The 25,974-nt window shown below is 54.8% G+C and carries 28 protein-coding genes and 1 tRNA gene; 15 read left to right on the plus strand and 14 right to left on the minus strand.

Annotation, left to right across the window (positions count from 1 at the left end; all coding sequences use genetic code 11):
• Positions 1-46: 46 nt before the first annotated feature.
• Complete coding sequence (locus ACYQ04_RS05910) at positions 47-1,801, plus strand: hypothetical protein (RefSeq protein ID WP_460128070.1); 1,755 nt, start codon at positions 47-49, stop codon at positions 1,799-1,801.
• On the opposite strand, the gene ACYQ04_RS05915 is transcribed toward ACYQ04_RS05910, so the two are convergent.
• Positions 1,788-2,549 (minus strand): 7-carboxy-7-deazaguanine synthase QueE, encoded by a 762-nt coding sequence (locus ACYQ04_RS05915; protein WP_460128072.1) that lies wholly within the window; start codon positions 2,547-2,549, stop codon positions 1,788-1,790. The genes ACYQ04_RS05910 and ACYQ04_RS05915 overlap by 14 nt on opposite strands.
• A 71-nt stretch (positions 2,550-2,620) precedes the next feature.
• Here ACYQ04_RS05915 and ACYQ04_RS05920 point away from each other — a divergent pair, with 71 nt between their 5' ends.
• Complete coding sequence (locus ACYQ04_RS05920; protein ID WP_460128075.1) at positions 2,621-3,841, plus strand: WD40 repeat domain-containing protein; 1,221 nt, start codon at positions 2,621-2,623, stop codon at positions 3,839-3,841.
• On the opposite strand, the gene ACYQ04_RS05925 is transcribed toward ACYQ04_RS05920, so the two are convergent.
• Both ACYQ04_RS05925 and ACYQ04_RS05930 read right to left on the minus strand, forming a co-directional pair.
• Positions 3,822-4,073: a hypothetical protein gene (locus ACYQ04_RS05925; RefSeq protein ID WP_460129951.1), complete on the minus strand. Its 252-nt coding sequence runs from the start codon at positions 4,071-4,073 to the stop codon at positions 3,822-3,824. The genes ACYQ04_RS05920 and ACYQ04_RS05925 overlap by 20 nt on opposite strands.
• Positions 4,074-4,141: 68 nt before the next feature.
• Positions 4,142-4,642: a hypothetical protein gene (locus ACYQ04_RS05930; protein ID WP_460128078.1), complete on the minus strand. Its 501-nt coding sequence runs from the start codon at positions 4,640-4,642 to the stop codon at positions 4,142-4,144.
• 302 nt (positions 4,643-4,944) lie between these two features.
• Here ACYQ04_RS05930 and ACYQ04_RS05935 point away from each other — a divergent pair, with 302 nt between their 5' ends.
• The 4 genes from ACYQ04_RS05935 (at position 4,945) to pyrG (ending at position 8,076) form a co-directional block, all read left to right on the plus strand.
• On the plus strand, positions 4,945-5,196 hold the full coding sequence (locus tag ACYQ04_RS05935) for a hypothetical protein (RefSeq protein ID WP_460128080.1): 252 nt from the start codon (positions 4,945-4,947) through the stop codon (positions 5,194-5,196).
• Positions 5,197-5,742: 546 nt separating this feature from the next.
• Complete coding sequence (locus ACYQ04_RS05940; protein WP_460128082.1) at positions 5,743-6,030, plus strand: DUF357 domain-containing protein; 288 nt, start codon at positions 5,743-5,745, stop codon at positions 6,028-6,030.
• Between the two features lie 10 nt (positions 6,031-6,040).
• Positions 6,041-6,418: a DUF555 domain-containing protein gene (locus tag ACYQ04_RS05945; protein ID WP_042689311.1), complete on the plus strand. Its 378-nt coding sequence runs from the start codon at positions 6,041-6,043 to the stop codon at positions 6,416-6,418.
• A gap of 59 nt (positions 6,419-6,477) precedes the next feature.
• Positions 6,478-8,076: a glutamine hydrolyzing CTP synthase gene (pyrG, locus tag ACYQ04_RS05950; protein WP_460128084.1), complete on the plus strand. Its 1,599-nt coding sequence runs from the start codon at positions 6,478-6,480 to the stop codon at positions 8,074-8,076.
• Here the strand turns inward: pyrG and ACYQ04_RS05955 are convergent.
• Positions 8,070-8,918, minus strand: a complete 849-nt coding sequence (locus tag ACYQ04_RS05955; protein ID WP_460128085.1) for a hypothetical protein — start codon at positions 8,916-8,918, stop codon at positions 8,070-8,072. The genes pyrG and ACYQ04_RS05955 overlap by 7 nt on opposite strands.
• Positions 8,919-9,026: 108 nt before the next feature.
• Between ACYQ04_RS05955 and ACYQ04_RS05960 the strand changes: the two genes are divergently transcribed.
• Positions 9,027-9,419 (plus strand): 30S ribosomal protein S8e, encoded by a 393-nt coding sequence (locus ACYQ04_RS05960; protein ID WP_460128086.1) that lies wholly within the window; start codon positions 9,027-9,029, stop codon positions 9,417-9,419.
• 76 nt (positions 9,420-9,495) lie between these two features.
• Here the strand turns inward: ACYQ04_RS05960 and ACYQ04_RS05965 are convergent, their stop codons facing one another.
• Entirely contained in the window at positions 9,496-10,569 is a 1,074-nt protein-coding gene (locus ACYQ04_RS05965) for an NOG1 family protein (protein WP_460128087.1), read from the minus strand.
• Between the two features lie 63 nt (positions 10,570-10,632).
• Positions 10,633-11,427 carry an MBL fold metallo-hydrolase gene (locus ACYQ04_RS05970; protein WP_460129952.1) on the minus strand — a complete coding sequence of 265 codons (795 nt, stop codon included), beginning with the start codon at positions 11,425-11,427 and terminating at the stop codon, positions 10,633-10,635.
• Between the two features lie 55 nt (positions 11,428-11,482).
• On the opposite strand from ACYQ04_RS05970, the gene ACYQ04_RS05975 reads away from it, so the two are divergent.
• From ACYQ04_RS05975 to ACYQ04_RS05985, 3 genes are read left to right on the plus strand one after another with little or no spacing between them, the layout of a single operon-like run.
• Positions 11,483-12,253, plus strand: coding sequence for an undecaprenyl-diphosphate phosphatase (locus ACYQ04_RS05975; RefSeq protein WP_460129954.1), 771 nt, complete (start codon positions 11,483-11,485; stop codon positions 12,251-12,253).
• Positions 12,250-13,506: a bifunctional sugar-1-phosphate nucleotidylyltransferase/acetyltransferase gene (glmU, locus tag ACYQ04_RS05980; protein WP_460128089.1), complete on the plus strand. Its 1,257-nt coding sequence runs from the start codon at positions 12,250-12,252 to the stop codon at positions 13,504-13,506. Before ACYQ04_RS05975 ends, glmU begins: the two co-directional genes overlap by 4 nt.
• Complete coding sequence (locus tag ACYQ04_RS05985; RefSeq protein ID WP_460128090.1) at positions 13,503-14,618, plus strand: DUF835 domain-containing protein; 1,116 nt, start codon at positions 13,503-13,505, stop codon at positions 14,616-14,618. Before glmU ends, ACYQ04_RS05985 begins: the two co-directional genes overlap by 4 nt.
• On the opposite strand, the gene ACYQ04_RS05990 is transcribed toward ACYQ04_RS05985, so the two are convergent.
• Positions 14,611-15,786 carry a CBS domain-containing protein gene (locus tag ACYQ04_RS05990; RefSeq protein ID WP_460129956.1) on the minus strand — a complete coding sequence of 392 codons (1,176 nt, stop codon included), beginning with the start codon at positions 15,784-15,786 and terminating at the stop codon, positions 14,611-14,613. The two genes, ACYQ04_RS05985 and ACYQ04_RS05990, sit on opposite strands and share 8 nt — an antisense overlap.
• 136 nt (positions 15,787-15,922) lie before the next feature.
• Between ACYQ04_RS05990 and ACYQ04_RS05995 the strand changes: the two genes are divergently transcribed.
• A tRNA-Ser gene (locus tag ACYQ04_RS05995) sits at positions 15,923-16,009 on the plus strand.
• 280 nt (positions 16,010-16,289) lie between these two features.
• On the opposite strand, the gene map is transcribed toward ACYQ04_RS05995, so the two are convergent.
• Positions 16,290-17,177, minus strand: coding sequence for a type II methionyl aminopeptidase (gene map, locus ACYQ04_RS06000; protein WP_460129957.1), 888 nt, complete (start codon positions 17,175-17,177; stop codon positions 16,290-16,292).
• A gap of 90 nt (positions 17,178-17,267) precedes the next feature.
• On the opposite strand from map, the gene ACYQ04_RS06005 reads away from it, so the two are divergent.
• Together ACYQ04_RS06005 and ACYQ04_RS06010 are read left to right on the plus strand one after the other, a co-directional pair.
• Positions 17,268-18,746 (plus strand): TrkH family potassium uptake protein, encoded by a 1,479-nt coding sequence (locus ACYQ04_RS06005; protein ID WP_460128091.1) that lies wholly within the window; start codon positions 17,268-17,270, stop codon positions 18,744-18,746.
• Positions 18,743-19,576 carry an energy-coupling factor ABC transporter ATP-binding protein gene (locus ACYQ04_RS06010; protein WP_460128093.1) on the plus strand — a complete coding sequence of 278 codons (834 nt, stop codon included), beginning with the start codon at positions 18,743-18,745 and terminating at the stop codon, positions 19,574-19,576. Before ACYQ04_RS06005 ends, ACYQ04_RS06010 begins: the two co-directional genes overlap by 4 nt.
• Here ACYQ04_RS06010 and ACYQ04_RS06015 read toward each other — a convergent pair.
• The 6 genes from ACYQ04_RS06015 to hjc form a co-directional block, all read right to left on the minus strand.
• Positions 19,479-20,327, minus strand: a complete 849-nt coding sequence (locus ACYQ04_RS06015) for a hypothetical protein (protein ID WP_460128094.1) — start codon at positions 20,325-20,327, stop codon at positions 19,479-19,481. The two genes, ACYQ04_RS06010 and ACYQ04_RS06015, sit on opposite strands and share 98 nt — an antisense overlap.
• Complete coding sequence (gene cyaB, locus ACYQ04_RS06020; protein WP_460128096.1) at positions 20,328-20,864, minus strand: class IV adenylate cyclase; 537 nt, start codon at positions 20,862-20,864, stop codon at positions 20,328-20,330.
• Positions 20,861-21,424: an archaemetzincin family Zn-dependent metalloprotease gene (locus ACYQ04_RS06025; protein ID WP_460128099.1), complete on the minus strand. Its 564-nt coding sequence runs from the start codon at positions 21,422-21,424 to the stop codon at positions 20,861-20,863. The genes cyaB and ACYQ04_RS06025 overlap by 4 nt, the downstream gene beginning before the upstream one ends.
• 47 nt (positions 21,425-21,471) lie before the next feature.
• Positions 21,472-22,512, minus strand: a complete 1,041-nt coding sequence (locus ACYQ04_RS06030) for a lysyl aminopeptidase (protein ID WP_460128101.1) — start codon at positions 22,510-22,512, stop codon at positions 21,472-21,474.
• An 82-nt stretch (positions 22,513-22,594) separates the two neighbouring features.
• On the minus strand, positions 22,595-24,160 hold the full coding sequence (locus ACYQ04_RS06035) for an Ig-like domain-containing protein (protein WP_460128102.1): 1,566 nt from the start codon (positions 24,158-24,160) through the stop codon (positions 22,595-22,597).
• Positions 24,150-24,548, minus strand: coding sequence for a Holliday junction resolvase Hjc (gene hjc / locus ACYQ04_RS06040; protein ID WP_460128104.1), 399 nt, complete (start codon positions 24,546-24,548; stop codon positions 24,150-24,152). Before hjc ends, ACYQ04_RS06035 begins: the two co-directional genes overlap by 11 nt.
• A gap of 71 nt (positions 24,549-24,619) precedes the next feature.
• On the opposite strand from hjc, the gene ACYQ04_RS06045 reads away from it, so the two are divergent.
• Together ACYQ04_RS06045 and uppS are read left to right on the plus strand one after the other, a co-directional pair.
• On the plus strand, positions 24,620-25,144 hold the full coding sequence (locus tag ACYQ04_RS06045; protein ID WP_460128105.1) for a gamma carbonic anhydrase family protein: 525 nt from the start codon (positions 24,620-24,622) through the stop codon (positions 25,142-25,144).
• A gap of 5 nt (positions 25,145-25,149) precedes the next feature.
• Positions 25,150-25,944, plus strand: a complete 795-nt coding sequence (gene uppS / locus ACYQ04_RS06050; protein ID WP_460129958.1) for a polyprenyl diphosphate synthase — start codon at positions 25,150-25,152, stop codon at positions 25,942-25,944.
• Positions 25,945-25,974: the final 30 nt, after the last annotated feature.

Genomic DNA, 25,974 nt, shown 5'->3' on the forward strand with positions numbered 1-25,974 from the left:
GAAGGTTGACCAAAAGCTTTTAAACGTTTGGTGAGAAACAACTATGGTGAGTAAGATGGCAAAAATGAAGGGCATTGCCCTAATAATTCTGCTGATAGCTTCTCTAATGTATCACACTCATCAGGTTTTGGGAAAGGGAACCTGTCCGCCGGAGGTCGAACTGCCGGACCCGGTTCTCTTCGCCACAACGCCCTACATCGTCAACGGCACCCTCACCTTCGAGCTGGACGTTTACTACTTCTACCAGTGGCCCGAGGGAATGTGTCCTATTTCAAGCCTAACCGACAGGCTTCAGTGTCTGGACGCCGAAGCCCTTGACTTCAGGGTTCACTACACCCTCGAGAACGGAAGCGCTGTCGGCAGGCTCGGCGGTGTTGATGGAGTTCCGCTGAAGACCTATCCCCTAAAGCTCCTGAACGGGTCGGTCGTGGAGCTGGAGGGATTAAACGTCTCATTCCCGTTCGGCGTTCTCAAAACGTACCTCTCGGTCCTCAACATCACCGGAACGTTTACTCAAAACAACACTTATTCCCCGGACCTCAAACCGCTCCTGGCGAAGTTTAACGGCACGGCAGACGTCGTTTCGAGAATGAGGGGCTTCGTTTACAAGGGAACAATCTACGTCTACTTTCCTCAGGCTGAGCTCGTGGACTGCACTAAATTCATACCCGAGGAATTTCGCGCGACGGGGAACTACGTCTCCCCGATAATACCCCTGGTTTTCAACGGCTCAACTCCGAGCGCCCCGCTGCTTATTCTCGTCTACCGCAACGGGAGCATGGAGCCCGTGTTAAAGCTCAAAACGGAGAGAAGGGAAGGAGAGTGGGGAGGCTACTACTACGCCTGCTCCCTACCGAACCTTGAACTCCCCAGGCCGGTGAAACCACCCGTTGAGCTCACGGGAGGGAGGAATTACTCCTACGTCTACGTCGCTCCTCATAATGTCAGCATCGACGTCAGTGGGTTCACGAACGGCACCTTTGCCCTCTTCCTCCTGGACCTGTCCGCCAGCGGTATCCTCATCCCCGGTGGCCCCAACGTTCCGGCGGACATACACTACGTTCTCCTCTTCGGCTACGACGGCAGGCTTTTCCAGGTAAACCTGAGTTCCATACTGAGAACCTTCGACCCGCCGGAGGAGGACGACTACGGCAACCCCGCCTTCTATTTCGGTGGTGCCAATGAGAGAATCTTCCACCTCGGCGTGGCCTTTGTGAACGGAACTCCCTACCTGGGCGTCTGGATGAAGGGCTTGAAAGACGTCGCGCTGATACGCCTCATGCCCGAAAAGAGGGAGTGGGTCAAAGCAGGTTCCGTGCCTTATGAAACCTGGAAGAGAATGATGATGGCTTCAACAAAGGGAACCAGGCTTTCCAACGTCTCCCATTACTCCAAGTACTTCCTCTCGACCCCGCTCTTGGAATACGTTCCGGTTAAGGGTGGGGTGTTCGTTTATCCCGCGCGATATTCGGTCAGTTTTTACGGGCTCCCCTCTGGATACGCGAAAGTTGGAAAAAGAATACTCCCAACCTGCTCACTCTGGCCGGCATACGCCTTCCGTGACAACGGCACAGTTTACGGCCTCTTCCGCGTGGGCGAAAAATTCACGATTTATCCTGAACTCGTCGATTACAAAGAGGTGTCGAAGGAAAAGATAACACCCACGAACTCAACAACGTCCACAGTTCCACCAGAGAACACAACAGGGTCAACCTCAGAGAGGGGAAAAGAGGAGAAATCAATCTGCGGGCCCGGGCTAATGGTCCTCCTCATCCTGCTCATCCGCCTCAGAGAACGTTGAGGTACTTGTGAACCTGAAAGCTCAGTCCAACGTTCTTCCGCCCCATGATGAGCGAGGCCTCGCGGTAGAGCTCCATCAGCCTCGCTTGGCTAATCTCAATCGGCTCCCTTGGCTGGATTACGAGTGGGGAAAGGTCCTTCAGAAGCTCGGCGTACCAGCGGACGTTCTCAGTCTTTGTCTCCGAAGTGACCACGAGCTTGGCGTAAACTTTAACCCCCGCTTCCTTCAGAATCCTAATGCTCTCAACCTCGCGGAGAACCAATGAGCGCCAGTCCTCGGTCGCTTTAGCGGTCTCGTCCTTTATGTCAACGCTCGCATAGTCGGTGAGTGGGGCGACCTCTCTTATGAGCTCTGGGAGTCCGCCGTGTGTTTCGAGGAAGTTGTCGAAGCCGAGCTCCTTCATCTTTCCCATGAGGGCCTTCAGGGGCTTCACCTGAAGGGTAGGTTCTCCCCCAGTGTAGCTTATCGAGTGTATATCACCCGTGTCGAGGCGGAGAATTGCCTCAACGACCCCCTCAAGCTCCGCGGGATTCGGCCTGTACTCGAACCTTCCGGTGAACGGTTCAACCTCGTAGCGCCACCGCGAAACGCGAGAGGCGTCGATAAATTCCTTTGAGTCGCACCAAACACAATTAAGGTCGCAGCCCGCAAATCTAACAAAAATCTGCCTCCTCCCGAAAGCACTCCCCGGAACGCTCCCCCCTTCGCCCTGCCAGCTGTTGAAGACCTCGGCCATTATGAGTCTCATAGGGTGAAATACCCGCACGGGGTTTTAAGGGTTTGGAAACTCTTTTAAATGAAAAGTGTTATACTACTTCATTGAGAAGGATTGAGAAGGGATTGGAAATGAGGAGGCTAGCCTCCCCTTTCGTTGTGGTGATAGTTGCCTTCGCCGTTTTCATCGCGATTGATGCCTACTCCCAGCTGTTTCCCAGCACACCCAAGCCGTTTCTGAGCCCCAATGACACCGTGAGAGACGTCTCTGTTTTTCCGAACGGGGGCGTCGCCGTTGTTGAAGTGCCCAAATACGCTTCTCCCACTGGTTTTCTGGCCGTTTACTCGGCGGACGGTCAAAGACTGTGGACGTTGAAGTTTGGAACTCCTGACTTTCTCGTGGTATATGAGTCGGTCGAAGGGGTTTCTGTTGCACCGGACGGGAGGTACATTGCAGTCCTGACCGACAGGAACCTGAGATTATACAATCCATCAAGAAAACTCCTGTGGAAGGTTCCTCTCAATCAGTCCGAGGATTCCTACTCCCGCGTTCTCTTCACCCCAGATTCCAAGCACGTGGTCGCTTACACCTGGGGCGAATCCCTCAAAGTCTGGGTTTTTTCGACCAACGGAAGTCTCGTGCGTTATCTTGAGATGAACTCATCGCCTCTCGCGGTCATTGTACGGACTATCGACTCGGCTCTCTACATGGCGGTGGAGGACGAGAATGGGACGACCCGTATAATGGAGGTTCCCTTTGAAGGAAACGGCTGGACTGTTGTCATCTCCAATACCACCCGCTGGAGCGCGCCCAGAGGTCTGGCCGTTTTCAAAACGTCTAACGGGACCTACGTTGCCTACGTGGACTGTGGGAAAGGAGTCTACCTCATTAAAAACGGCTCAATCGTCTGGCACAGGCCTTCCTCCGGCTGTCCGTGGGACGTTGCCATCTGGGAGGGGAAGATTTACGTCTCAGAAACGGCGAACAGCTTCGTTAAGGTTTACAGTCTCAACGGAACCCTCCTCCGGAGTTTGTACTCTCCAAGTTTTGTTTCGGGGCCCGGAACGTTTTTCAGGTGCGGTCACAGTTTGGCGTTAACCGTCATTGAGTACTCGGATTCCTCATGGAAAACCTACGTCTACCTGCTCACAGCCGATGAAATCCACGGGATATTCAATGTGGAGGGTAAGCCTCCCACAGACTATATGTCGCACGTTCGGGGGGCGTGCTGGGGAGACAACCTTATTCTGGCAATTAACGACTTCAAAAAATGGAGGGGATACGTGTACGAGGTTCCCGTTGGACCTAAAGCTCAATCCCCTTAACCTTCTCGCTCACGTAGCCCTCGAGGATTTCAACGCGAACCTCCCTTTCATCACCGGTCATGTCTGCCATCAGCTTTACTGCCCTCGCGTAGTCCCAGAGGCGCCTTTTCGCCTCTGCCGTAACAGCTTCGGCCATCACTATGAGCTCCTTCTCTTCCGGATGTTTGCTCATCTCCTCAATTACCTTCCTCGCGTCGTCCTCAGTAAAGACACCTTTCTTCTTAAAGAGCACCGACATCACCCCATGATTGTTCAATCAAGGAATTATGTAATTCTGCGATTAAATAATTCATCAACCGCTTAGATGTACTTGAGCAGAACTTCAACGGCCTCCTCAAAGATTTCCCTGTCCCTCCCGTCGAGAACGCCCTCAAGGTAGTTGAGCGCAACCAAATCAAGGATTATGTAGGCGGTGTTCCGGTCGAGGCCAAGCGAGTAGGCGTCGTAGTAAACCCTCTCCTCACCTAAAGCTTCGTTGAGCATCTCGACGAAGTAGTTTATCTCCTCGACGGTGAGCTCGTCCCACCTGCTCTCAAGCTCGTCGAAGTAGCGCTCCATAACGCGGAGCGTTTCGAGGTCAAGCTTTAGAGTCCCCTCGAAGTATGGGAACTCGCCGACGCGGAAGAGCTTTATCCCCTCGTCGTCTCTAACCGCTATGCTGTCCCAGAGGACGATTCCGCCAACCGGGTTGTGGCCGTACTTGCTCGCCAGATAGGAAAAGCGCTCCAGGGCGAAGTCTATATCCTCTATGAACTCCTCTTCATCGCGGAAGCGGATTATCTTGCTCACTGTTCCACCCATGTTTCGCACCGTTCTCGGTTGGAGTGAAGGTTATAAGACCTTTGCCCTACTCCCCCTGCCCGACGAGTACGGGGTTGCGATGACGTCGGGACCCCCAGGGGGGCGACAGCCCCTACTGCCCCCCTTGCAAACTTCGCCTGCGCGAAGTTTGACCAAGGTCGGTGATTCTTTTCTAAAAACGCAACTCTAAGAAGTTTGTACTATCAGATGGCAGTGCTCTCAAAGAATTCTCTTCAAGGAACCCTCTGGAAGGGGTTTCTTTAGGAGGCGCTCCTTTGGAGCGCGGGAAAATGTAAACCCGTGTGAGAAAGCTTCCAAAATTAAGGAATTCACAACCCACAAAAGCAATTAAGGCGCAAACACTCAAAAAGAAGCCCTTGATAGAGGAATTACAAACTTTGATGAAACTTTGCCTTCGCAAAGTTTCAGCACTGGCGGAAGAGTGGGTGCGTGTTCCAAGATTTAGCAATTATGAGGGAGTTTCTTTTGGAATTGCTCTTTCAAAAGGGTTTCACTCCCCAAACGGCGTCCGGAGGACGCCAAAAATAAACTGAAACTACCCCACGGGGTTCCTTTAATGTTAAACTCGCGTTGAACTCTCCATTTTGAGAGTGCACGACTAACTTTTTGCTCGTTGGTGAGAAGGGCACTTGTTTGGTCAAGCTTTGTTAAAGCTTGTTCGCCTGCGCGACGTCGAGCTTTGCTCGACGCGAGGGACGATAGTCCCGCAGAGTTTGACCAAGGTTTGTGATTGTAGCTTTTGGGAAAAGCTTCACCAAAAGTTAGTAGCTCCCAATCCAAGGCTCAAGTAGAGCAGATTTTGCTTGCAAAATTGCACTTTTCAAAAGGAGAACACACCAAAAAAGCCTTTCCAAGGGGTTTACTTCTTTCTTGACGCCCGTCGGGCGTCGATTTAAAGGTAAACCCACAGTAAAGGAGCAAACTGAAAAGTTTTCCCTCTCAAAAGAGCTAGGTGATTAGAAAATCACTCAAAACTTAGCGCTTTAGAAGAAGCTACAAACTTTGATAAAACTTTGCCCAGCAAAGTTTTGAGGTAAGGTTTATAAGAGGACTTTCAAAGCACGACCGAGGCGAGCGGTGTGGAGCGCGAGGTAACCGATGAGAAGCTCCAGAAGTATTTTAGAATCACCGAAGAGGCCCTCAAGCGACTTGAGGTAGCCGTTCACGAGAAGAGCCTTCTCCACGCGGTTGCGATGGACTTTCTAACGATGGCAAAGAGCTATTTTGAGGACGCAAGGTACTACTACAAGAAGGGCGACTACGTTACCGCCTTCGCCGCTCTGAACTACGCGCACGGCTTCATAGATGCCGGCGTGAGGCTCGGCGTGTTTAAGGGTGAAGACGACAGGCTTTTCGCATTCGGGTGAGGTGAGCGAGATGGGAGACTATCTGGTGGTTCTCGAGGCGCCTATCATCGTGAGGGACGTTGAGACGAGCGAGGACGCGATAAACGTGGCGGTGAGCAAGGTAACGAAGGCACTCAACAGGGAGAAGCTCGATTTCGTCCGCGTTGAGCTCGGCTACTCCCAGTGTCCCGTCTGCGGGGCGCACTTCGAGAGCGCCTTCGTAATCGGAAACGTCGGCCTCGTCGGCATGTATCTAACGCTCAAGGTCTACAACGCCCAGACGATAGAGCACGCCGAGAGGATAGCCAAGGCCGTCGTCGGCAAGGCCCTCAAGAAGGTCCCCCTCAAGGTCTACGAGATTCGGGAGCTTGAGGAGGACGAGGAAGACGGCATCGAGGCCGAGCTTTGACGGTTAATTTTTTAAACACCCTCCCATCAAAGCCCCACATAACCTCTGGAGGTTTTGCCATGACGAAGTTCATCTTTGTTACGGGTGGTGTCGTCAGCGGTCTCGGGAAAGGAATCACCAGCGCTTCTCTCGGCATGCTCATGAAGGCTCGCGGTTTTAGAACGACGAACATCAAGATCGACCCCTACCTCAACTACGACGCAGGAACGATGAACCCCTACCAGCACGGCGAGGTTTTCGTCCTCGACGACGGCGGTGAGGTTGACCTCGACCTCGGAAACTACGAGCGCTTCTTAGACACGAGCCTGAGCTTCGACCACAACATAACCACGGGCAAGGTGTACTCTGCCGTCATCGAGAAGGAGCGGAAGGGCGAATACCTCGGCGCGACCGTCCAGGTGATTCCGCACATCACCAACGAGATAAAGGAGCGCATAAGGAGAATCGCGAGGGACTACGACGTCGTTATCATTGAAATTGGCGGAACGGTTGGAGACATCGAGGGGATGCCCTTCCTCGAGGCCGCGAGGCAGATGCAACTTGAGGAGGGAAGGGAGAACGTCGCCTTCGTCCACGTTACGTACGTTCCCAAGCTCAAGGTGGTTGGTGAGCAGAAGACAAAGCCCACCCAGCACAGCGTTAAAGAACTGCGCTCCCTCGGGATCCAGCCCGATGCGATAGTTGCCCGCTCCGAGGAGCCCCTTGAGGAGAGCGCGAGGAGGAAGATAAGCCTCTTCACCAACGTCCCCGAGGAGGCGGTAATTAGTGCCTACGACGTCGAGGACACCTACGAAGTGCCTTTAATGCTTGAGAAGGAGGGACTCGCGAGGTACCTCGTCAGGAGGCTCGGCCTTCCCGAAAGGGAACCGGAGCTCGAGAAGTGGCGCGAGATGGTGGATAAGTACAAGGGCCTTAATAAAGAGGTCGAGATTGCAATCGTTGGGAAGTACGTCAAGCTGGCAGACTCTTACCTGAGCATTAAGGAAGCCCTGAAGCACTCGAGCGTTGCCAACGACGTCAAGGTCAAAATCAGGTGGATTGAGGCCGAAGACGTCGAGAGGAAGGGCGTTAAGCTCCTCGAGGGCGTTGACGGTATAATCGTCCCCGGTGGCTTTGGCGCTCGCGGAAGCGAGGGCAAGATGATGGCGATACGCTACGCGAGGGAGAACGACATCCCGTTCCTCGGAATCTGCTTTGGCTTCCAGCTGACGGTTGTGGAGTTCGCGAGGAACGTCCTCGGGCTCAAGGGGGCGCACTCGACGGAGATTGACCCGCAGACGCCGTATCCTGTTGTTGACCTGATGCCGGAGCAGAGGGACCTCGACAGGCTCGGCGGAACGATGAGGCTCGGCGCTTACCCGGTTCACATAAAGCCAAACACCCTCGCGAAGAGGCTCTACGGCAGGGAGATAGTCTACGAAAGGCACAGGCACCGCTGGGAGGTCAACCCGGACTACGTGGAGAAGTTTGAGGAAGCCGGTCTCATCTTCAGCGGAATAGCGGGCGACGACGAGAGGAGGATGGAGATACTTGAGTTGCCGGGGCACAGCTACTTCATAGCGACTCAGTTCCACCCGGAGTTCAAGTCGAGGCCCATGAACCCGGCACCGGTCTTCAGGGGACTCGTTGAGGCCGCGAAAAAGAAGAGGTATCAGTAAAGGAACTCCTCTTTTCTTCCCTTAATCCCCTTGAAGTCCCTGTAGAGGAGAACCCCTCCCGCCCAGAGGAAGCAAACGAGAAATGCATCAAATGGGGCACCAGCGAGGTCAATTATCACCGGGTTCGCAGTGGTCATCATGAGGGGAAGTATAATGGGTGTCATTGCTATTGCTACAGCAAAGCCCAGGAGTATTATGAGGACGCCATAACCAAAACTGCTCGGGAGCCGTCTAAACGTAAGTCCCAACGCCTCCACGAACGCCCCGATGCTTCCAGTTTCAACGTACGCGGGAACAACGAGGACAAAGAACGTCAGGATTACCGGGAGAATCGCAAAGAACAGCAACAGGCCAAGGAACGCGATGGGAAGGTTCAAAGTGGCCGCGCCTACGAGGAGGAGTACAAAGGGTATTGCCGCAACGAGAAGAGCCGTTATGTACGTGAGGATGTTCACCACTATCACCGCCGGAATCCTTGGCACGGCTTCTGTGAGAAGTTCGAGAAGGGAGTATTCCTCGTCCTCAAGCGAGAGGAAGTAGGCCTTAACGACGCTGTACTCAACGAGGGAAAGCACAACCACGGCTATAAAGAGCTCCAGCAGGGAAACTTTCAGGTCGTGAATTAAGGCAGTTGAAGACGTGTGCGTCGTACCGTACTCCTCGAAGATGACGTTTGAGGAGAAGTGCTCCTTTATGGGGAGTTCACCGGCCTGAGATGGAAGGAGAAGGCTCAGGAGGGAAACCGCAATGAACGCCACGAGGACGAGAACGTAAACTCTCTTGTTCTCCGCGACGAGGGAGAAGGCCTTTGAAAATGCGTCAAGCGCCCCCACATACACCACCGAGGTTAGTAACGACAGGAGGATTTAAAAGCGTTGTCCCTAAGAAAAGCTTATAAACGAACCCCCGAAAGTGGCGATGGGTTCATCAAGCTAATCGAGGTGAGATAAATGGCTATCTGGCAGGGAAGGTCACTCAAGAAGCCCTCAGGTGGAAGGATTGTCCTCGCGAGGAAGAAGAGGAAGAGGGAGCTCGGAAGAGAGCCCGCCAACACCAGGGTCGCCGAGGAGAGGGAGAAGAGGAAGATAATCAGGACCTACGGCGGTAACAGGAAGGTCCGCCTCGTCGAGGCACTCTACGCGAACGTCTTCGACGGTGGAAAGGGCAAGAAGGTCAAGATACTCAACGTCGTTGAGAACCCGGCCAACAGGCAGTACGCGAGGAGAAACATCATCACCAAGGGAGCGATAATCGAGACCGAGATTGGTAAGGCCGTCGTCACCAGCAGACCCGGCCAGGACGGAGTCGTCAACGCGGTTCTCCTCAAGGAGGAGAACGCCTGAACCCTTTTCTAATTTGCCTTTGATAGAGCCTGTAGGGATTTCTGGAGAATGATAAAAAAGAGGCATTATCAGAAAATTAAATCCCCTCTCTGAACTTCGAAAGCTCCTTCTCCATAATCTTCCTCGCGAGTTCTCTCGCCTTCGGCTCGACGACTGCTATTACCCTCTTCTTCAGCTCGTCGAGGCCATCTCCCGTCAGGGCGGAAATCTTAACGGGCTCAAGTCCCTTGGCCTTAACAAACTCCTCGACGGCCTTAGTTTTCTCCTCGTCCGCGATGTCCACCTTGTTTATCGCGACTATGAACGGGAACTCGCCGAACTCGTTCAGTATCTCTTCGAAGAGGTGCATCTGCTCCTCGACTGGGAAGCCACAGTACTCGCTCGGGTCGAAGATGTAAACGATAACGTCTCCGAGGTGCTTCAACGCTAAAATCGCCTGTTTCTCAACCTCGTTCCTCTCGCTGAGCGGTCTGTCGAGTAAACCGGGCGTGTCTATGACCTGGTAGCGGAGGTAGTGCTCCTCAAACTGACCGACGTTTATGCCCTTCGTCGTGAAGGGGTAGCTCGCCACCTCGGGCTTCGCATTGGTCAAAGCTCTTAACAGGGTGCTCTTGCCCACGTTCGGGTGGCCGGCTATGACGACCGTTGGGAGCTCCAAATCGACGACGGGCAGTTCCTTGAGAACGTTTCTGGCCTGATTTAGATAGCGCAAATCGTCGTCAATCTCGTGGAGTATGTCCGCAACTCGGCCGTAAAAGGCCCTCCTAAGCTTGGCTATCTCCTTCGGGTCCCTTTCATAACGTATCTTCTCCACGTAGCGTTGCTCCAGGTTCCTTATGGTCTTTATCGCCCAGTTCACCCTGGCCAGCGAGCGGTGGAACTGGTCGCGGTCGACGAGGGTATCAACCAACTCCTGATAGAACTTCGGGAGCGTCGAGACGCCGGGCGTTCTGTCGAGTATCTTCCTGAGGTTGTCGCGAACGACGTTCGAGACTGTTCTAACTCTGAGTTCTTCCCTCTGCCTCGCCTTAGCGACCTTCCCGCCGGGCGGGTTGTAGGCAGATGCAGCTCTCTCGGCCCTCCTAAAGGCCTTGTCGATGAGCTCGTCAGCGGTAAGAACCGTTGGCATCTTCTCGAAGGGGTTTTTCATCTCTCCCACCTCTCCTTTTTCTCTCGCGATGTTGGGCTTTTCGGCCGGGTATTTAAAGGTTCGCTAAAGCTCGATGACCTTGCCCACGTGCAGGGGTTCGACCAGCTTTCCAAGCCGACAACGGAGGTACGCAAAGCTCTCAAGTCCCGTGCAGTGACCCGCGTAGAGCCTGACGTTGACGTTTTTGACAATATCTTCAAGCAGTCCCTCCTTCGCGCCAATCAGATGCAGTCCGCCGAGTAGGACCCTCACCGGCTTTCCGCTGACCTTCTCGGCGTGCCTGACGATGTTAATCACTCCCGAATGCCCGCAACCGGTGATTACGGCCGTTGAATCGCCGAGGTCGAGGATGAGCGCCATATCGTCCCTGACCGGGTCCTTAGTTCCATCTGGGAAGTAGCCGACGGCCCTGTCCCAAGTCAGTCTTTCAATCTCGCCGGAGCCCATGAAGCCCTCGGCGAACTCAAACGGCCCTTCTCTCAGAACGAACTCGGCGCCGAGCTCCTCAAGCTCCTCCCGCGTGAAGGGAATTCCAATCTCCCTTCTCCTCGGCTTCAGGGCAATCCTCCTCTGGAAGATTCCGGGGTGGGCGATTACCTTCAGCGGCTTCGAGCGTGCCTCCAAAAGCGCCTTCAATCCTCCCGTATGGTCGTAGTGGCCGTGGGTGATGAGGAGGTAGTCTATCGAGTCCGGCTCGATTCCTAGAGCTTCCATGTTGTTGAGAAGAACCCTCCCGTCCGTGCCGGTATCGACGAGTACCCTAACGTCCCCACGCTCCACGAGGGCCGAGAAGCCGTGCCCACCGAGGAGGCCCTTCCGGAAACCCGAGTGGTTTTCGTAAATTATCGTAACCTTCATATGCATCACCGCGAAAAGTTTATGTTTGTGGCTTAAAACTTGCTGTGTGGTGACCATGGTTGGACTCGTGGAGGCTCTCCTCTCGGGGGTCTTGGTTGCGGTTGCTTCGGTGCTACCCCTCAGTCCGGAGGGGAGTCTGGCGTCCCTGATTCCCGGTTACTCGGCTTTCCTCGTGCCCGCTTACCTAGGGGTGACTTTCGCCGTCTTCTTCAGGTACCGGGAAACCTACTCCCGCCTCTCGCTTCAGGCCATGCGCGGAATCTACGAGGCCGAGCTCAAGTACCTCTTCTTCGTGGCCGTCTTCACCGTGCTCCTCGGGTTCTCGGTCTCGAAACTGGCCTGTAGGGTTTCCCAGCTTGAGGCGGGCGTTATTAACCTCATCGTCGGGATTTTTCTGCTCACCGTTGCCCTTTCGTGGCCGAAGCTGGCGCTTCTCAGGGGTCTGGACGAGAGACTGCCGGAACAGCCGAGCATACTCGACTCCCTCTCAAGCGGGGTCCTTCAGGGACTGTCCTTTTTAGGTCCCCTCAGCAGGACCGGTCTCGTCACGCTCGGCCTCGTTCTACCGGGCCACAGCGCCAGAAAAGCCATTCAGTGGGGCTTCATGGCTTCCCCGGCGTACTTCGTCCTCAGGCTCTTCCTCACGGGGACGTGGAGACCGGACGGGCCGGTGTGGATTCCGTTTTCCGCATTCCTCGCGGCATTCTTCGTTACCCTGCTCGGCATCTCCCTGCTTGAGCGCCTCGCCGGGTCTCACGATAGAAAGTTTCTCCTCGCCTTCGGGCTGATACCGATAATCGTTTACACTCTGGAGGTGATAATGTGAAGGGGGTAATCCTCGCGGCTGGAAAGGGTGAAAGGCTCCGCCCTCTCACGGACGACAGGCCGAAAGTTGTTCTAAAGGTCGCCAACCGGCCGATAATCGAGTACGTCCTCGAGAACCTGTACCCGTTCGTTGACGAGTTTGTGGTTGTGGTTAGGTACAGGAGCGAGTGGATAAAGAAAACCCTTGGAGACGAGTTCGGAGGCAAACCGATAACCTACGTGGAGCAACTGCCGGGGGAAGGAACGGCGAAGGCCATAGAGAGCGCCAGGGAGAGCGTGGAGGACGAGTTCATAGTTGCAAACGGCGACATCTACTTCGAGGAGGAAGCGGTGAGGGAGCTCGTCTCGGCCTTCAGGAGGGAGAAAGCGGACGTCGCCCTTGTTGTGAAACGCTTCGAGGATTTGAGCCACTTCGGCAAGGTCGAGGTTGAGGGCTCAAAGGTTAAACGCATAGCAGAAAAGCCGGGTAAAATACCGGGTTACGCCAACCTCGGCATCTACGCCTTCCGTTCGAGCGTCTTCGACTTCATAGAGAAAACTGGCCTGAGTGAGCGCGGGGAGTACGAGATAACCGACACGATTAACCTCATGATTGAAGCCGGGCTGAAAGTCATAGCGGTTCCCTACGACGGCTACTGGAACGACGTCGGAAGGCCGTGGAATTTACTCGAGCTCAACGAGTACCTGCTCAAGAACAAGCTCAGGCACGGGATCAGGGGGACGGTCGAGGAAGGGGCGGTGATAGTTCCTCCCGTTGAAATCGGCGAGGGAACCGTCGTCAGGAGCGGGGCCTACATAATCGGGCCGGTGAAGATCGGCAGGAACTCCCGGATAGGGCCGAACTGCTTCATAAGGCCGTACACGAGCATAGGCGACAACTGCCACATCGGCAATGCGGTTGAGGTCAAGAACTCCATCATAATGGACAACAGCAACGCGCCTCACCTCAACTACGTCGGCGACTCGATAATAGGAGAGAACACGAACCTCGGAGCCGGAACGATAACGGCAAACCTGAGGCACGATAGGGGCAACGTGAGGGTCGAAATCAAGGGCAAGCTCGAAGACAGCGGCAGGCACAAGCTCGGAGCAATCATCGGACACAACGTAAAGGTTGGTATCAACGTCAGCATCTATCCTGGCAGAAAGATTGGGAGCAACGCTTTTATAGGGCCAGGTGTTATCGTTGACCGCAACGTCCCGCCAAACAGCCTCGTGGTAGTGAGGCAGGAGAAGTTGGTGATGGAGAAATGAGCATCCCTGGAAGCAACCTCATACCTTACCTCAACTTTATTTCAAGGTGGGTACTTTTCGTTGCCGTTGCCTACAAAGCCCACGAAACTAGGGATAAGGGATGGGTTTTGATTAGCACCGCGTTCTTCATAGACGCTCTCGGAATAGAAGATTACATCCTGAACCCCCTTGGGGTTCACATAAACCAGCAGGCCTACATGATAGCCGCGAAGATTCCGAACTTCTTCTTTGGAATCCTGTTAATCTGGGGAACGTTCCACTTGAAGTACGGGAAGACCGACTTCAAGCACACAGTTTACATCTCCATTCTGACCGTGGCCTCGTACATTTGGCTCTTCCTTCTCGCAACCGACGTCTTTAAGAGTCCCACTGAAAGGTCCATCCTTCCTTCCCTCGTTCTCGGAGGGTCGCTCGTTTACCTCGGGTGGGTCCTGGATAAATACGTCATCTCACGGGGAACGCCAGAGGCGCTCTTTCCCTGGGGATTAATTCTCTTGGGGGCCCTCAACCTTACCTACCCTGTTACACGTTTCATAAACTGGTTTGCGCCTATAGGGTTCTTTCTTGGCGGAATATTCCGTCTGATGGCCGCAGTCGGTGCAGTCAAGTTCGTGTTCTATCCTGTGACCCCCGTTAAAACCGAAGGGAAACATCCACCTCAGAAAGGCGTTTTTTTGTTCCGCTCCAGAGGGGAGGCTTTTAGAAAGCTCGGCAAGCTTTGGTCAATGCCGGGAACCGTTGTTATAACAAGGGAAGATTTGAGAACCCTGAAAAGCTCCCTCAACTCTGAGACCCTTGTATTCTGGGTTACGCGTGCAAAGGAGGGTAAGCTGGAGGAGAAACCCCAGATTTATGCAATAAGTCCGACGAAGATTGAAATCCTTACTGATTTAATCGCGCGCGCACTCGCCCAGGGGTACAAGACAATATACGTCGAGGCCTTCGAGTACCTGATGCTTGAGAACGGCTTTGAAAACGCCGTTAAGTTCCTTCTGAACCTTAAGGACAGGGTAGTGTCAGATGGAGGAACACTGGTTCTAGTTATAAATCCAGAGGCCCTTGAGGAGCGTCAGAAGAGAATAATAGAGAGGGAGTTCGAGGAGCTCAGCTGAGGCCGAGCTTCTCAAGGAACCTCTTGGCGTAGCGCGTGTCCTTTTCCAATTCTGCCTTCTGGAGGAGCTGTCTCTCGATGGCCCTCAAAGCGTCGTGAACCGCCTGTATCGCTCCCCAGGTTTCGCCGGTGGCGACGAAGACGCCCCTGTCGGTAACGACCCTCATCCTGGCCTGGTAGAGGTGAACTCCCCTGAACTTCTCGGGGAAGCGCCTGATGTAGAGGTATATTATACCCTCCTGGCCGAGTAAATCCTCATAGCCGTCAACGAAGCGCTTGATGTCCTCGATTATCCTTTCCCTCGTGAAGTCGCTGAGTATTGAGGCGTCACCACCGAGCTGGAGGTAGAACCTTGCCTCCTTCTCCGCCATCTTTGAAATCGGCAGGAGCAGATCCTTGACGGTGAGTATTCCAACGACTTTGTTGTTCTCGTTGACGACGACAAGGCCGTCTATATCGTTGTCCTTCATCGTGGCGACCGCTTCCCTGACCTTTGCGTCCGGGAGAACCGTTATTACTCCCCTAATCATCACGTCGCGGAGCGGCATGCTGAAGGGCGGTATCTTCTCTCCAGCGAGCTCACCAGCCTTGGCCCTGAAGCGGGGCTTGATGAACCTCACTATGAGGTCGTGGAGTGTGACGAGACCCTCAAGTCTTCCCTCCTCGTCAACTATCGGAATCCTTGATATCGCGTGGTCGCGCATCGTTGCAAGGGCCTTGGCGACGGTGTCGTCGGGCTTGAGGGTTATGACGTCCTTGGTCATGAACTCCTCGACGGTCTTCTTACCAAAGTCGGTCTCGGCGACCCTATCAAGGACAGCTATATCGTTTATAACGCCGATGATTTCAGCCTTGCTTTCCCCAACCGGGAGGGAGCGGAGGTCAACCTCCATCATAAGCTTTGCGGCCTTGCTCAAATCCTCGTCGGGCTTTATAACCGGGGCAGGCTTGTAAGCGTCCCTAACCTTGGCCTTCGTGGGGTCCCACTTGAGGTGGGAGCGAATAATCAAGTCCTGGGTCAGAACGCCTTTGTACAGGTTTCCATCGAACACCAGAATGAGGTCGGGGTCCTCCTTCTCGAAGATTCCTATGGCATCAGAAAGGGGGGCGTCGATGTCTATCTTCTGGAACCTGTCCGTCATTACCTCCTGCACCTGAATTCCGACCATTTCTGCCACCTCCTGCAATTTATATATTGGTTTTCCTGGGATTTAAACCTTTGCAACCGGCGACATTTTAGTTAACTTAGGTTAATAAAGTTTTCGCGGAAAGATTTATAAAACCGGTTGGCAAACCAAAGACCGCGCCGGGGTAGCCTAGCCTGGGAAGGCGCGGGACTCGAGATCCCGTGGGCGTCCGCCCACCAGGGTTCAAATCCCTGCCCCGGCGCCAATCAAACTGCCGAGCCCGTTGAGGGGGTTCCTACTCAAATTTCTACCCTTCTATCGTTTTCGACCATCAAAAACGTCCTTCGGACGTTGGGAAATAGAAAACATAACTCAATTCCGCGTGTTTGAAAGAACCCACAACTTAGCGCCAAAGTTGGAAAAAGAGATGCAAACTTTTCCATGCCTCTTAGGGGGTTCCTCTCACACACTTCCCGTACATCCCCAGTAGAAGCGCGGGACTCGAGATGTTGTAGTCATCTGGAACAAACAAAAGAGAAGGGAGTTCACGTCGTTATGTAAGCCCCGTCCTTCTCGACTATGACCGTGTGCTCGAACTGGGCCACCGTGCCACCCCTGACCTCGCGCAGTATTGGGTAGCTGTATATCGCACCGGCCTTGTCAAGCTGTGCGAGTGCCATCTTGAGCTGTCCCTCGGGCAGGAATCCCTGAAGCCAGCGGTATGCAAAGGGTAGGGTTTTGTACTCGCGCTTGATGTGCATGAGCAACCTTCTCGCCTGGAGCATCCTCACGGGCCTGTCGCGGACGTACATGAAAATCAGCGCCGGCGGGACCTCTATCACCTGCCCCGCGCCGGTCGTCGCGAAGGGCTCTATCGCGAAGACGTCCCCCTCCTGGAGAACGTACGTGTCCGCCTGCCTGTAAACGTTCGGAATGCTGACTCCAGCGTGGAGCTTGTAGCGCTCGACCTTGTGACCGCTTAGGTTCACTATCGGGTTGAAGCCCTTACCGCGTATCGTCTCCTCAATGGCCTTCGCAACGTCCCTGACCATCACTCCAGCCCTGACAGTCGCTATGGCGTTTTCAAGGGCTTCCCTCGCCGCTTCCATTAGCTCGTCTTTCTCCATTCCGACGCGGAACGTCACCGCGGTGTCCGCTATGTAGCCGTCAACGTGAACGCCGAGGTCGAGCTTGAGGTAGTCCCCCTCCTTGAGGGCGGTATCATCGCCCTTGTAGGGGGTGTAGTGCGCTGCTACCTCGTTGAGCGAGAGGTTGCAGGGAAAAGCTGGCTTTCCGCCGAGTTCGACTATGCGCCTCTCAACGAACTCCGCAATGTCGTAGAGCTTCGTCCCAGGTTTGATTAGGTCGACAACCTCTTCCTTGACCTTCCTTGCTATCTCGCCGGCCTTAATCAGTGCTTCCCGTTCGTCCACCTCTACCACCGACCCAAGTGGTGTTAGGCTCCCCTTAAACCTTACGAAAAACCTTTTATTCTCGCCACCCTTAGGCGAGACGGTGAGGCGATGCTCGAATTCAGGAAGCGCATCAACGTCTCGGCCGACCTCTTCGTCGTTAAGAACCTCATAGGCTCAATCCTTCAAGGAGTAGGCCTCGCCTATCTCTTCCCGGTGCTCCTGGTGTGGTTCTATCCCGACCAGATTGAATATGTTCCCTATTTTGCCATTCCAGGAATGGCGTGCGTTCTTTTTGGTGCCTGGCTGAGCAGACACTCAAGCAAGGTTGAGGACGTCAACCTGAGGCAGGCCATGATTGCGGCCGCTTTCACCTGGCTCTTCGCGTCCTTCGTGAGCGTCGTTCCCTTCATGAAGATAGCGAACATGAGCTTCGTGGATTCCTACTTCGAGAGCATGAGTGCGTGGACGGGAACAGGACTTACCATGATGAGTCACCTCTCCAGCTACCCGAAGATACTCCTCTTCTGGCGCGCGTGGATGCAGTGGCTCGGTGGAATCGGAATCGTCCTCGTGGCCCTCTCGATTCTGATACGACCGGGCGTTGCGGCGGCGAGGCTCTACAGGGCCGAGGCGAGGAGCGAGAGGATACTCCCCAACCTCGTCAACACTTCAAAGGTCATCTTCGAGATTTACCTTGCCCTCACGCTCGTCGGCGCTTACCTGTACTACATTAACGGGATGAACCCGTTCGACGCCCTCACCCACGCGATGACGGGCCTGGGAACCGGTGGTATGAGCACCCACGACCAGAGCATAGGCTTCTTCCACAGCCCCGCGATAAACGCCGTCACCATCTTCCTCATGATAATGGGCGCCGTCAACTTCACCGTTCACTACCGCGTGTTCAAGAGCAAGTCTCTAAAGCCCTTCTTCGAGGACATTCAGGTTCGTTACATGTTCATATTCCTGATTCCTGCAATCGCGATAATCGCCTACAGCCTCTACCAAGTAGGTGACCCGGTCGGCCAGGCCCTGCAGGGGGCGATATTCCACGCGGTCTCGGCCATCAGCTGTACCGGTTTCCAGATAACGAGCCTCTCAAACTACCCAGAGGTCGCGAAGTTCATAATCGCGATTCTAATGGTCATCGGCGGTGGCGCCGGAAGCACTGCCGGTGGAATCAAGCTAATCCGTGTTACCCTGATGTACGAGAGCCTAAAGTGGACCATAGAGAGCGCAATCCTCCCGAGGGGGGCAGTCATAAAGAGAAAGGTCGGCAACTACGTTTTCAGCGAGGAGGACATACAGGAAGTCATGAGCTTCACAATGACCTACCTCGCGTTCCTCCTCGTCGGGACCGTCTACACGATGCTCCGTGTCAAGACGAGCCTCGCGAATGCGCTTTTCGAGGTGGCCTCTGCTCAGGGCAACGTCGGGCTGAGCGTTGGCATAACCTCCCCCCACATGCCCGTTGACCTCAAGATTCTCTACATCCTCCTGATGTGGATTGGCAGACTGGAGATATTCTCGACGCTAGTGTTCATACTGAGCGTTGCCTTCATCTTCCCGAGGGTGACGAGGAGATGATTGAAGTTAGAAAAGTTACCTTCAGATACCCCCGCTCGAAAAGGCCGGCCCTTGCGGGGGTGAGCCTAAAAATAGGGGACGGCGAGTTCGTAGGAATCCTCGGCCCGAGCGGGAGCGGGAAGTCAACGCTCGCACTAACGCTGAACGGGATAATACCCAACTCGATTAGGGGAGCGTTCTCGGGGGAAGTCATCGTTAGGGACCCAAAAACCGGGGAAACTTTCAAAACGACGGAAACGCCAGTTTCAAAGCTCTCAACGCTCGTTGGTCTTGTCCTCCAGAACCCGGAGAGCCAGCTGTTCAACATGACCGTCGAGGACGAGGTTGCCTTCGCCCTTGAAAACCTCGGCCTTCCAAGGGAGGAAATAGCGGAGCGGGTTGAGTGGGCGCTTAAGGTGGTCGGTCTCGAGGGCCTCGAAAACGAGTTTCCCCCTAACCTCAGTGGAGGGGAGAAGCAGAAGTTGGCCATAGCGTCCGTAATAGCGATGAAGCCGAACCACCTCGTCCTCGATGAGCCAACGTCCCAGCTCGACCCGAAAGGGAAGCGGGAAGTCCTGAGAGTGATAGAAGAGCTCCACCGGGCCGGAACAACAGTCGTTATGGTCGAGCACGATTCGCGCTTTCTCTTCAGAAAAGCTGACAGACTCGTGGTTTTAAACGGTGGGAGAGTAATCCTCCAGGGAACCCCCAGAGATGTTGCAGAACGGGTTGAAGAGCTCATAGAGATAGGCGTTAAGGTTCCTCACTCCCTCCTCCTGTCGAGGACCCTTGGTCTTCCACCTGCCCTGTCTCCTCAGGAGTTCCCCTCGCGAGTAGCTCGGAGAGGCTGAGGGGCTCGCCACTTATCTCGTGCCTCAGGTCGTAGAGCTTGAGCATCAGCTCGAACCTCGCGTCGGGGTCTTCTATCCTCTCGGCGAGCTTTATTGCCCAGTCAACGAACTGAAGGGCCTTCTCCCTATCCCTCTCCTTCTCAAACTGGGCCAGGTGAAGCAGCGCAATGGCCCGGTGGAAGTTGCTCGTTATGTGACCTATCACCGCCAAAGCCTTCTCGGCCTCACTCCTCTCGTACAGAACCTCGGCAAGGTGAACGAGAACAACGTCAAGCTTTTCCTTGTCCTTGACGAACTTCATGGCGTATCCTGCCTTTGGAAAGAGGCCCGCGTCAATCAGACCCATTATTATGTCCCGCAGTATGTCCGGGTGGTTAAGGGCAAGGTTTATCGAGGCCTTGAGGGCAAAGTCCCCCTCGAGCTCAGCCCCGATGATGTAGAAGCCCATCGCCAGCTCACCGAGGAGAAGCGCACGGTAGCGCTCGTTTTTCACCCCGTTTATGTAGGGAACGAGCTGCTTGAGAAGTGGGACGAGCCGGACTTCCGTTTCCTCGGACTCCTTCATGCGGAGAATCTTTCGGAGAATCATCCTGACGGCTATAACGACGTTTTGCTCCTTCTCGAGCTCTTCGAGAAGGGCTATGGCCCCGGGAATATCATCAACGAGCAGTCTGTCCTCTATCTCGGTGAGCACTTCCGTATCAGGCCGCTTCCCCTTGATTGCACCGAACAGTTCGTCCAGCTTTCCCATTCAGCCCCCCTTCCCGAGCAGTAGCTCGAGGTAGGAACGCCTCTCGAAGCGCGTAACGCCGAGCTCAATGAGGATTTTCCTCAGCTTCTCAACCAGCCCAGGGACCTTCTCCCTGTCGTCGGTCAAAGCCTCAATCTCCACGAACTTTCCGAGACCCTCAACCTCGTCGAGGGTCAGGGTGATGCCCTTCTCAACGTAGTACTTCTCGCGAACCTTCTCGACGGTCAGAACCTCGCGGAAGCCCAGTGCCTCAAGAATCCTCGCGTGGGCATCGGGGTCCTCGATGGGAACCTCTATCTCCTCCCTCGTCTTCGAGACCGAGTCGAGCTTCGGCCCCTTGTAGGTCAAGAAGGCCTCGAAGTGGCCGTTGAAGCGCCTCACGCGAATCCTCAGGGCCTCGTCCGTCTTTGAAAAGTCCCTGCACGGGTGCTGGTAGTAAGTATCCTCGTGGTACTCCTTCCTTATGAGCCGAAAGCTCTCGCGAACCCTCTCAAAGACCTTATCGTCGGCGTAGCCCTTGACTTCAACCTCAATCACGACAACACCCCCAGTTTCCTAAGGTTTTCCTCAAGCTTCTCCTCGCACCTCGGGCAGTAGAGGGGCCCCTTGGCGTCGGTGTCGAGGAGGGAATTCGAGAAGTGCATGACGCACCTCGGATTCGGACAGTGCTTGAGACCGAAAACGTGGCCGAGCTCGTGCATCGCCTCCTTGACGGCCCGCTCAAGGAGGAGTCCATCATCTGGTTTGAGGCCGTAGAACTCGTTCCTGAGCCTGTGAACCGAAACGATGGCGCTCCTCAAGGAGGGGTTTGCCAGGCCGAATATGAAGTTCAGCCCCTCCTCGTAGAGGTCGAGTTCCGTGATGCCGAGAATAGCTACTGCTCCAAGCTCCTCTCGAAGGGCGGAGAGCGTTGGCAGGAAAACCCTCCCGAGGTACTGGTTTCTCCTAGCGTTGAAGGCAACCGAGAAAGGCTCGGCCGGAACCTCTCCAACGAACTCGACACTAATCCCGAAGCGTGAGTAGTAATTCCTTACGAAGTCAACGACCCCCTCAACGAGTGCCCGCTCGATGGGGCCAACTGAAACGACCGCTATCATCGGGTCACCGGGTATAAGAAGGGAAGAAAAGCCAATAAACCTTTCCATCACGGAGTGAGGTCCATCGGCTTAAGTTCCTCGAGGAGGTGCTTGGCGAGCTTTATGGTGAGGTCAATGTCCCTTATGTCCGCGGTCTCGACCTGGCTGTGCATGTAGCGTATCGGTATGCTCAGCACAGCGGTCGCTACGCCCTCCCTGTTAATCTGCATTATGTTGGCGTCGGTTCCGGTCGGCCTCGGGCTGGCCTCGGCCTGGAGCGGTATCTCGTACTTCTTAGCGACCTCCTCTGCGAAGGCGCGAACCTTGGGGTGGATGTTCGGGCCAACAGCATCCATTACCGGTCCGCCACCGAGCTTGGGCACGATCTTGCCCTTGTCGCCGACCTGCTTGGCGAAGGTGACGTCCATCGCTATGCCTATCTCCGGGTCAATCGCGTAGCTCGCAACCCTGGCACCGCGGAGGCCGACCTCCTCCTGAACGCTCGCAACGAAGTAGATGTCCGCCTCGTGGCTCTCGAGAGCCTTGGCGGCCTCTATCATGGCGTAGAGGCAAACGCGGTCGTCGAGGTACGGCGTAGCAATCCTGTTCTCGGTGAGCTGGGTGAAAGCTGGAGCGAACTCGCCGACGGTTCCAACGCGGAAGCCCATCTCCTCGGCCTCTTCCTTGCCCTCGGCGCCGACGTCAACGACGATTGTGTCCCAGTCAGCGGGCTTCTTCCTGTCCTCGGGCTTCTGAAGGTGGGGCGGAATGTGGCCGACGACACCGATGCGCTCGCCCTTGTCGGTGAAGAACCTTATCCTCTGGGCAACGAGCGTCCTCGGGTCAACGCCGCCGACGGGGACGATGTGGAGGTAGCCCTCCTTGTCTATGTGGTTGACCATGACGCCTATCTTGTCCATGTGAGCCGCAATCATGACCTTTGGACCGCTTCCCTTCTTGTGCGCTATGACGTTTCCGAGCTTGTCAACCTTAACCTCGTCAACGTAGGGCTTGAGCTCCTCCACAACGACGTCCCTGATTCCCAGGAACTCGAATCCAGAAACGCCCGGGGCCTCGACGATTTTCTTCAGCAGTTCGAGGTTCACCATGGCTTTCGCCTCCTTTAGACTGTCATCTGAATGTATTCGGTCGGCTTAATAAGGTTTGCGTATGAAAAGAAAAAGCCGAACTTCATCCAAGCCTTGCCTGGAGGTAGGCTTCCTCACCCGGCTCAAGGTCGAGCTCCCAGATTAGCCTTCCGTCTTCAAGCTGGGCTTTACCCTTTGTTGCCCTCACCTCAACTGCGTTAACAGCCCTCTCGACGCGGTAGCCCTTGAGAGCGCGAAGCCTCGGCGCGCGAACCTTGAGGAAGTAGTAGCGGTCGAGGGTCTCCTCGTGGACTATTGGAACGGCAAAGGCGAGGTAGGATGTTCCCGCGAGGATGAGACCCGCGAGTATTAGGATTATCCCAACGTGACTCGGGCCGGTTGATGTGGCTTTCGATGTCTCTGTTGGAACTGGAAACGTTGTGTTCGAGGGCGTTGACGTGGTGGATGATGTCCGAGTTGGGCTTGGACTTGAAGTCGTGGTTTGGGATGGCCTTGAAACCGCAATCACGGTTTCACTGGGAAGATAACGGTCGCTCTGAGCACGTACCACGACGGTGCCGTAACCTATGTCCGTGAGGTTGAAAACTGCCTCTCCGCTGGCGTTTGTCACGCCGTAGGCGGTTGAAGCAGGACCAAGAACGGTTACCGTCACGTTGGGGACCGGGGTGTTGTTGGAGGTCACCCTAACGGTCAGGACGTTTCCGCTCTGGGCGGTGCTTATCGAGAGCTTCTCAACGGTAACCGGAACGACGGCTATCCTGCCGTCGAGGTTCAGGACAACGTTGTAGAGCCCGGGTGAGGGTACCGCATACGTAAACGTGCCGTCAGGACCCGTCGTGAACTTCAGACCGTTTATCTCAACAGGAATGCCTGGAACGCCCCCCGTTGAATTGTAGACCCTAACGTGTATCGCCCCGTCCCAGAAGTAGACCCTGTAGTGGAGGTTTCTTTGGTAAACCTCGAAGGAGGCGGTTGCTGACTTGTAGACCCCACTGAGGTTGGCCCAGAGAAGTACTGTGTAGTTGCCGACCGGAAGGGTCTTCCAGGAAAGCCTTTTTATCCAGAACGAGGCTGGCCTGACAAAGGTTATCAACGTTTTATTAACGAGGGGAACGCCGTTCCTCTCGATTACGTACCCGATTTTTCCCGTTATCACCGTGTTCGAGTTCGAATAAATCCTGAGCGTAACGTTGACTCCGTGGCCGTAAATGTACCTGGTCCCTGCAACGATTGAAGGCGTGTAGTCGATAACGCTCCTAACGCGAACAACGAACTTTGAGCTCGCGTATACATTCCCAACCCTCGCGACGAGGGTGAGAAGGTAGGGACCCGGCTCTGGATTTAGAACTTTGACCGTTATCGTGTCGTTCACGCTCTTTCCGGGCTCTATTGGAGTTCGTATCACCTTAACACTGTACTGAAAGCCCTGGGCCGGCCCGGTAACGTAAACGGTAACGTTGTTTATGGTCTCGTTTCCAAGGTTGGTTATGGAAAACGGAACGACAATGGTGCTCCCGGGAAGTGCGGGAATGTTGTCGTTGAGAACCGTGACGCTCAAGAGGGGAGAATCACTTGACGAGACAAACGGAACCGGAGTCAACAAAATCAGGAGCGTAACCAGCAGGAGGGCGCACAATTTAAACCTCATCGCCAATCACCCCATCAAGGGTTCTCTGCTTCCCGACGAGCTCTTCAAGGGTATGGAACGCGTCACCGGCTTCAACGCGGTAGTTCTTACCGCTTTTTCTGAGCTCGTCCGGAAAGTAGAAGCGCCAGCCCACGTTTATGAACTTGACCGCTAAGAGGGGTTTCCCGCCGAAGCGCTTCGCGAACGAGACGAGCTTCTCAACGTCCTCCGAGGATATATAAAGCCTTTTCGAGCGGGTGCTCTTAACCTCGATGCACAGGTAGTCCCGTCCGTTGCCCGCGACGAGGTCAACCCTGTGGCTCCCCGCCGAGCGGAGGACCGCAAACCCCGCTCCCTCAAGGAGTCGTATCAGCTCCCGTTCGGCGCTGGCACCTCTCCTGTACCTCATGGTCTTTCCCCGGTTAAGTTGGCCGGTTATCTTTATAAGTTCTCCCCGGGACTATAACCCGGTGATGAAAAATGGCGATTTACGAGTTCAACGGAAAGAAGCCGAAGATTCACCCGACCGCTTTTGTTGACGAGAGCGCGTCTGTCATCGGGGACGTTGTTCTGGAGGAGAAGACGAGCGTCTGGCCTTCGGCTGTCCTCAGGGGCGATATCGAGCAGATTTACATCGGCTGTTGCTCAAACGTCCAGGACAACGTGAGCATACACACATCCCACAACCAGCCAACGATTATAGGCAAGTACGTCACCATCGGCCACAACGCCGTCGTTCACGGGGCGGAGATAGGCGACTACGTCATTATAGGAATGGGCTCCGTAATACTCGATGGCGCGAAGATAGGGAAGCACGTCGTCATCGGAGCCGGAGCTCTCGTCCCGCCGGGCAAGGAGATTCCCGACTACAGCCTCGTCCTCGGCGTTCCAGGCAAGGTCGTCAGACAGCTCACCGAGGAGGAAATCAAGTGGACCAAGAAGAACGCTGAAATCTACATGGAGCTCGCCGAGAAGCACCTCAAATCAAGGAAGAGGCTTGAGTGAGGGCCATGATTTACAGGCTCCTCTCCCACATCCCCCATATTATTTTCAAGCCCGCCTACGACCTCTACGAGCGCTATCTCATGGAGAAGGTTAAATCGGGGAACATTCCAAGGCATGTGGCAATCATAATGGACGGGAACCGGCGGTGGGCAAGAAAGCTCGAGAAGCCCCCCTGGTACGGCCACTTCTTCGGCTCGCGAAAGCTTGAAGAAATCCTCGAGTGGTGCCGGGAGCTCGGGATAAGGACCCTCACCGTCTACGCCTTCTCGACCGAGAACTTCAAGCGCTCCCCAGAGGAGGTAAACGCCCTTATGAACCTCTTCGAGGAGAAGTTTAAGGAGCTCGTGAAGGACGAGAGGGTTCACAGGTACGGGATAAGGGTGAACGTTCTGGGCCGAAAGGAGATGCTCCCCGAGAACGTCAGGAAGGCGGCGGAGGAAGCCGAGAGGGTTACCAGGAAGTACGGCAACTACACCCTCAACATAGCCCTAGCCTACGGTGGGAGGAGTGAAATCGCCGATGCGGTGAAGGATATAGTGAGCGACGTTTTAGCAGGAAAACTAAAGCCCGAGGAAATAGATGAGGACCTGATAAAGCGCTACCTGTACTACCCGAACATGACTGACCCCGACATAGTCATCAGGACCGGCGGCGAGGTAAGGATAAGCAACTTCCTCCTCTACCAGATAGCCTACAGCGAGCTCTTCTTCGTTGACGTCTACTTCCCGGAGTTCAGGAAGATTGACTTCCTCAGAATCATCCGCGAGTTCCAGAAGAGGCAGAGGCGCTTTGGGCGGTAGTTTTTAAGCTTTTCCGCTAAAGCTTATTAA

This window comes from Thermococcus prieurii (genome assembly GCF_054657655.1).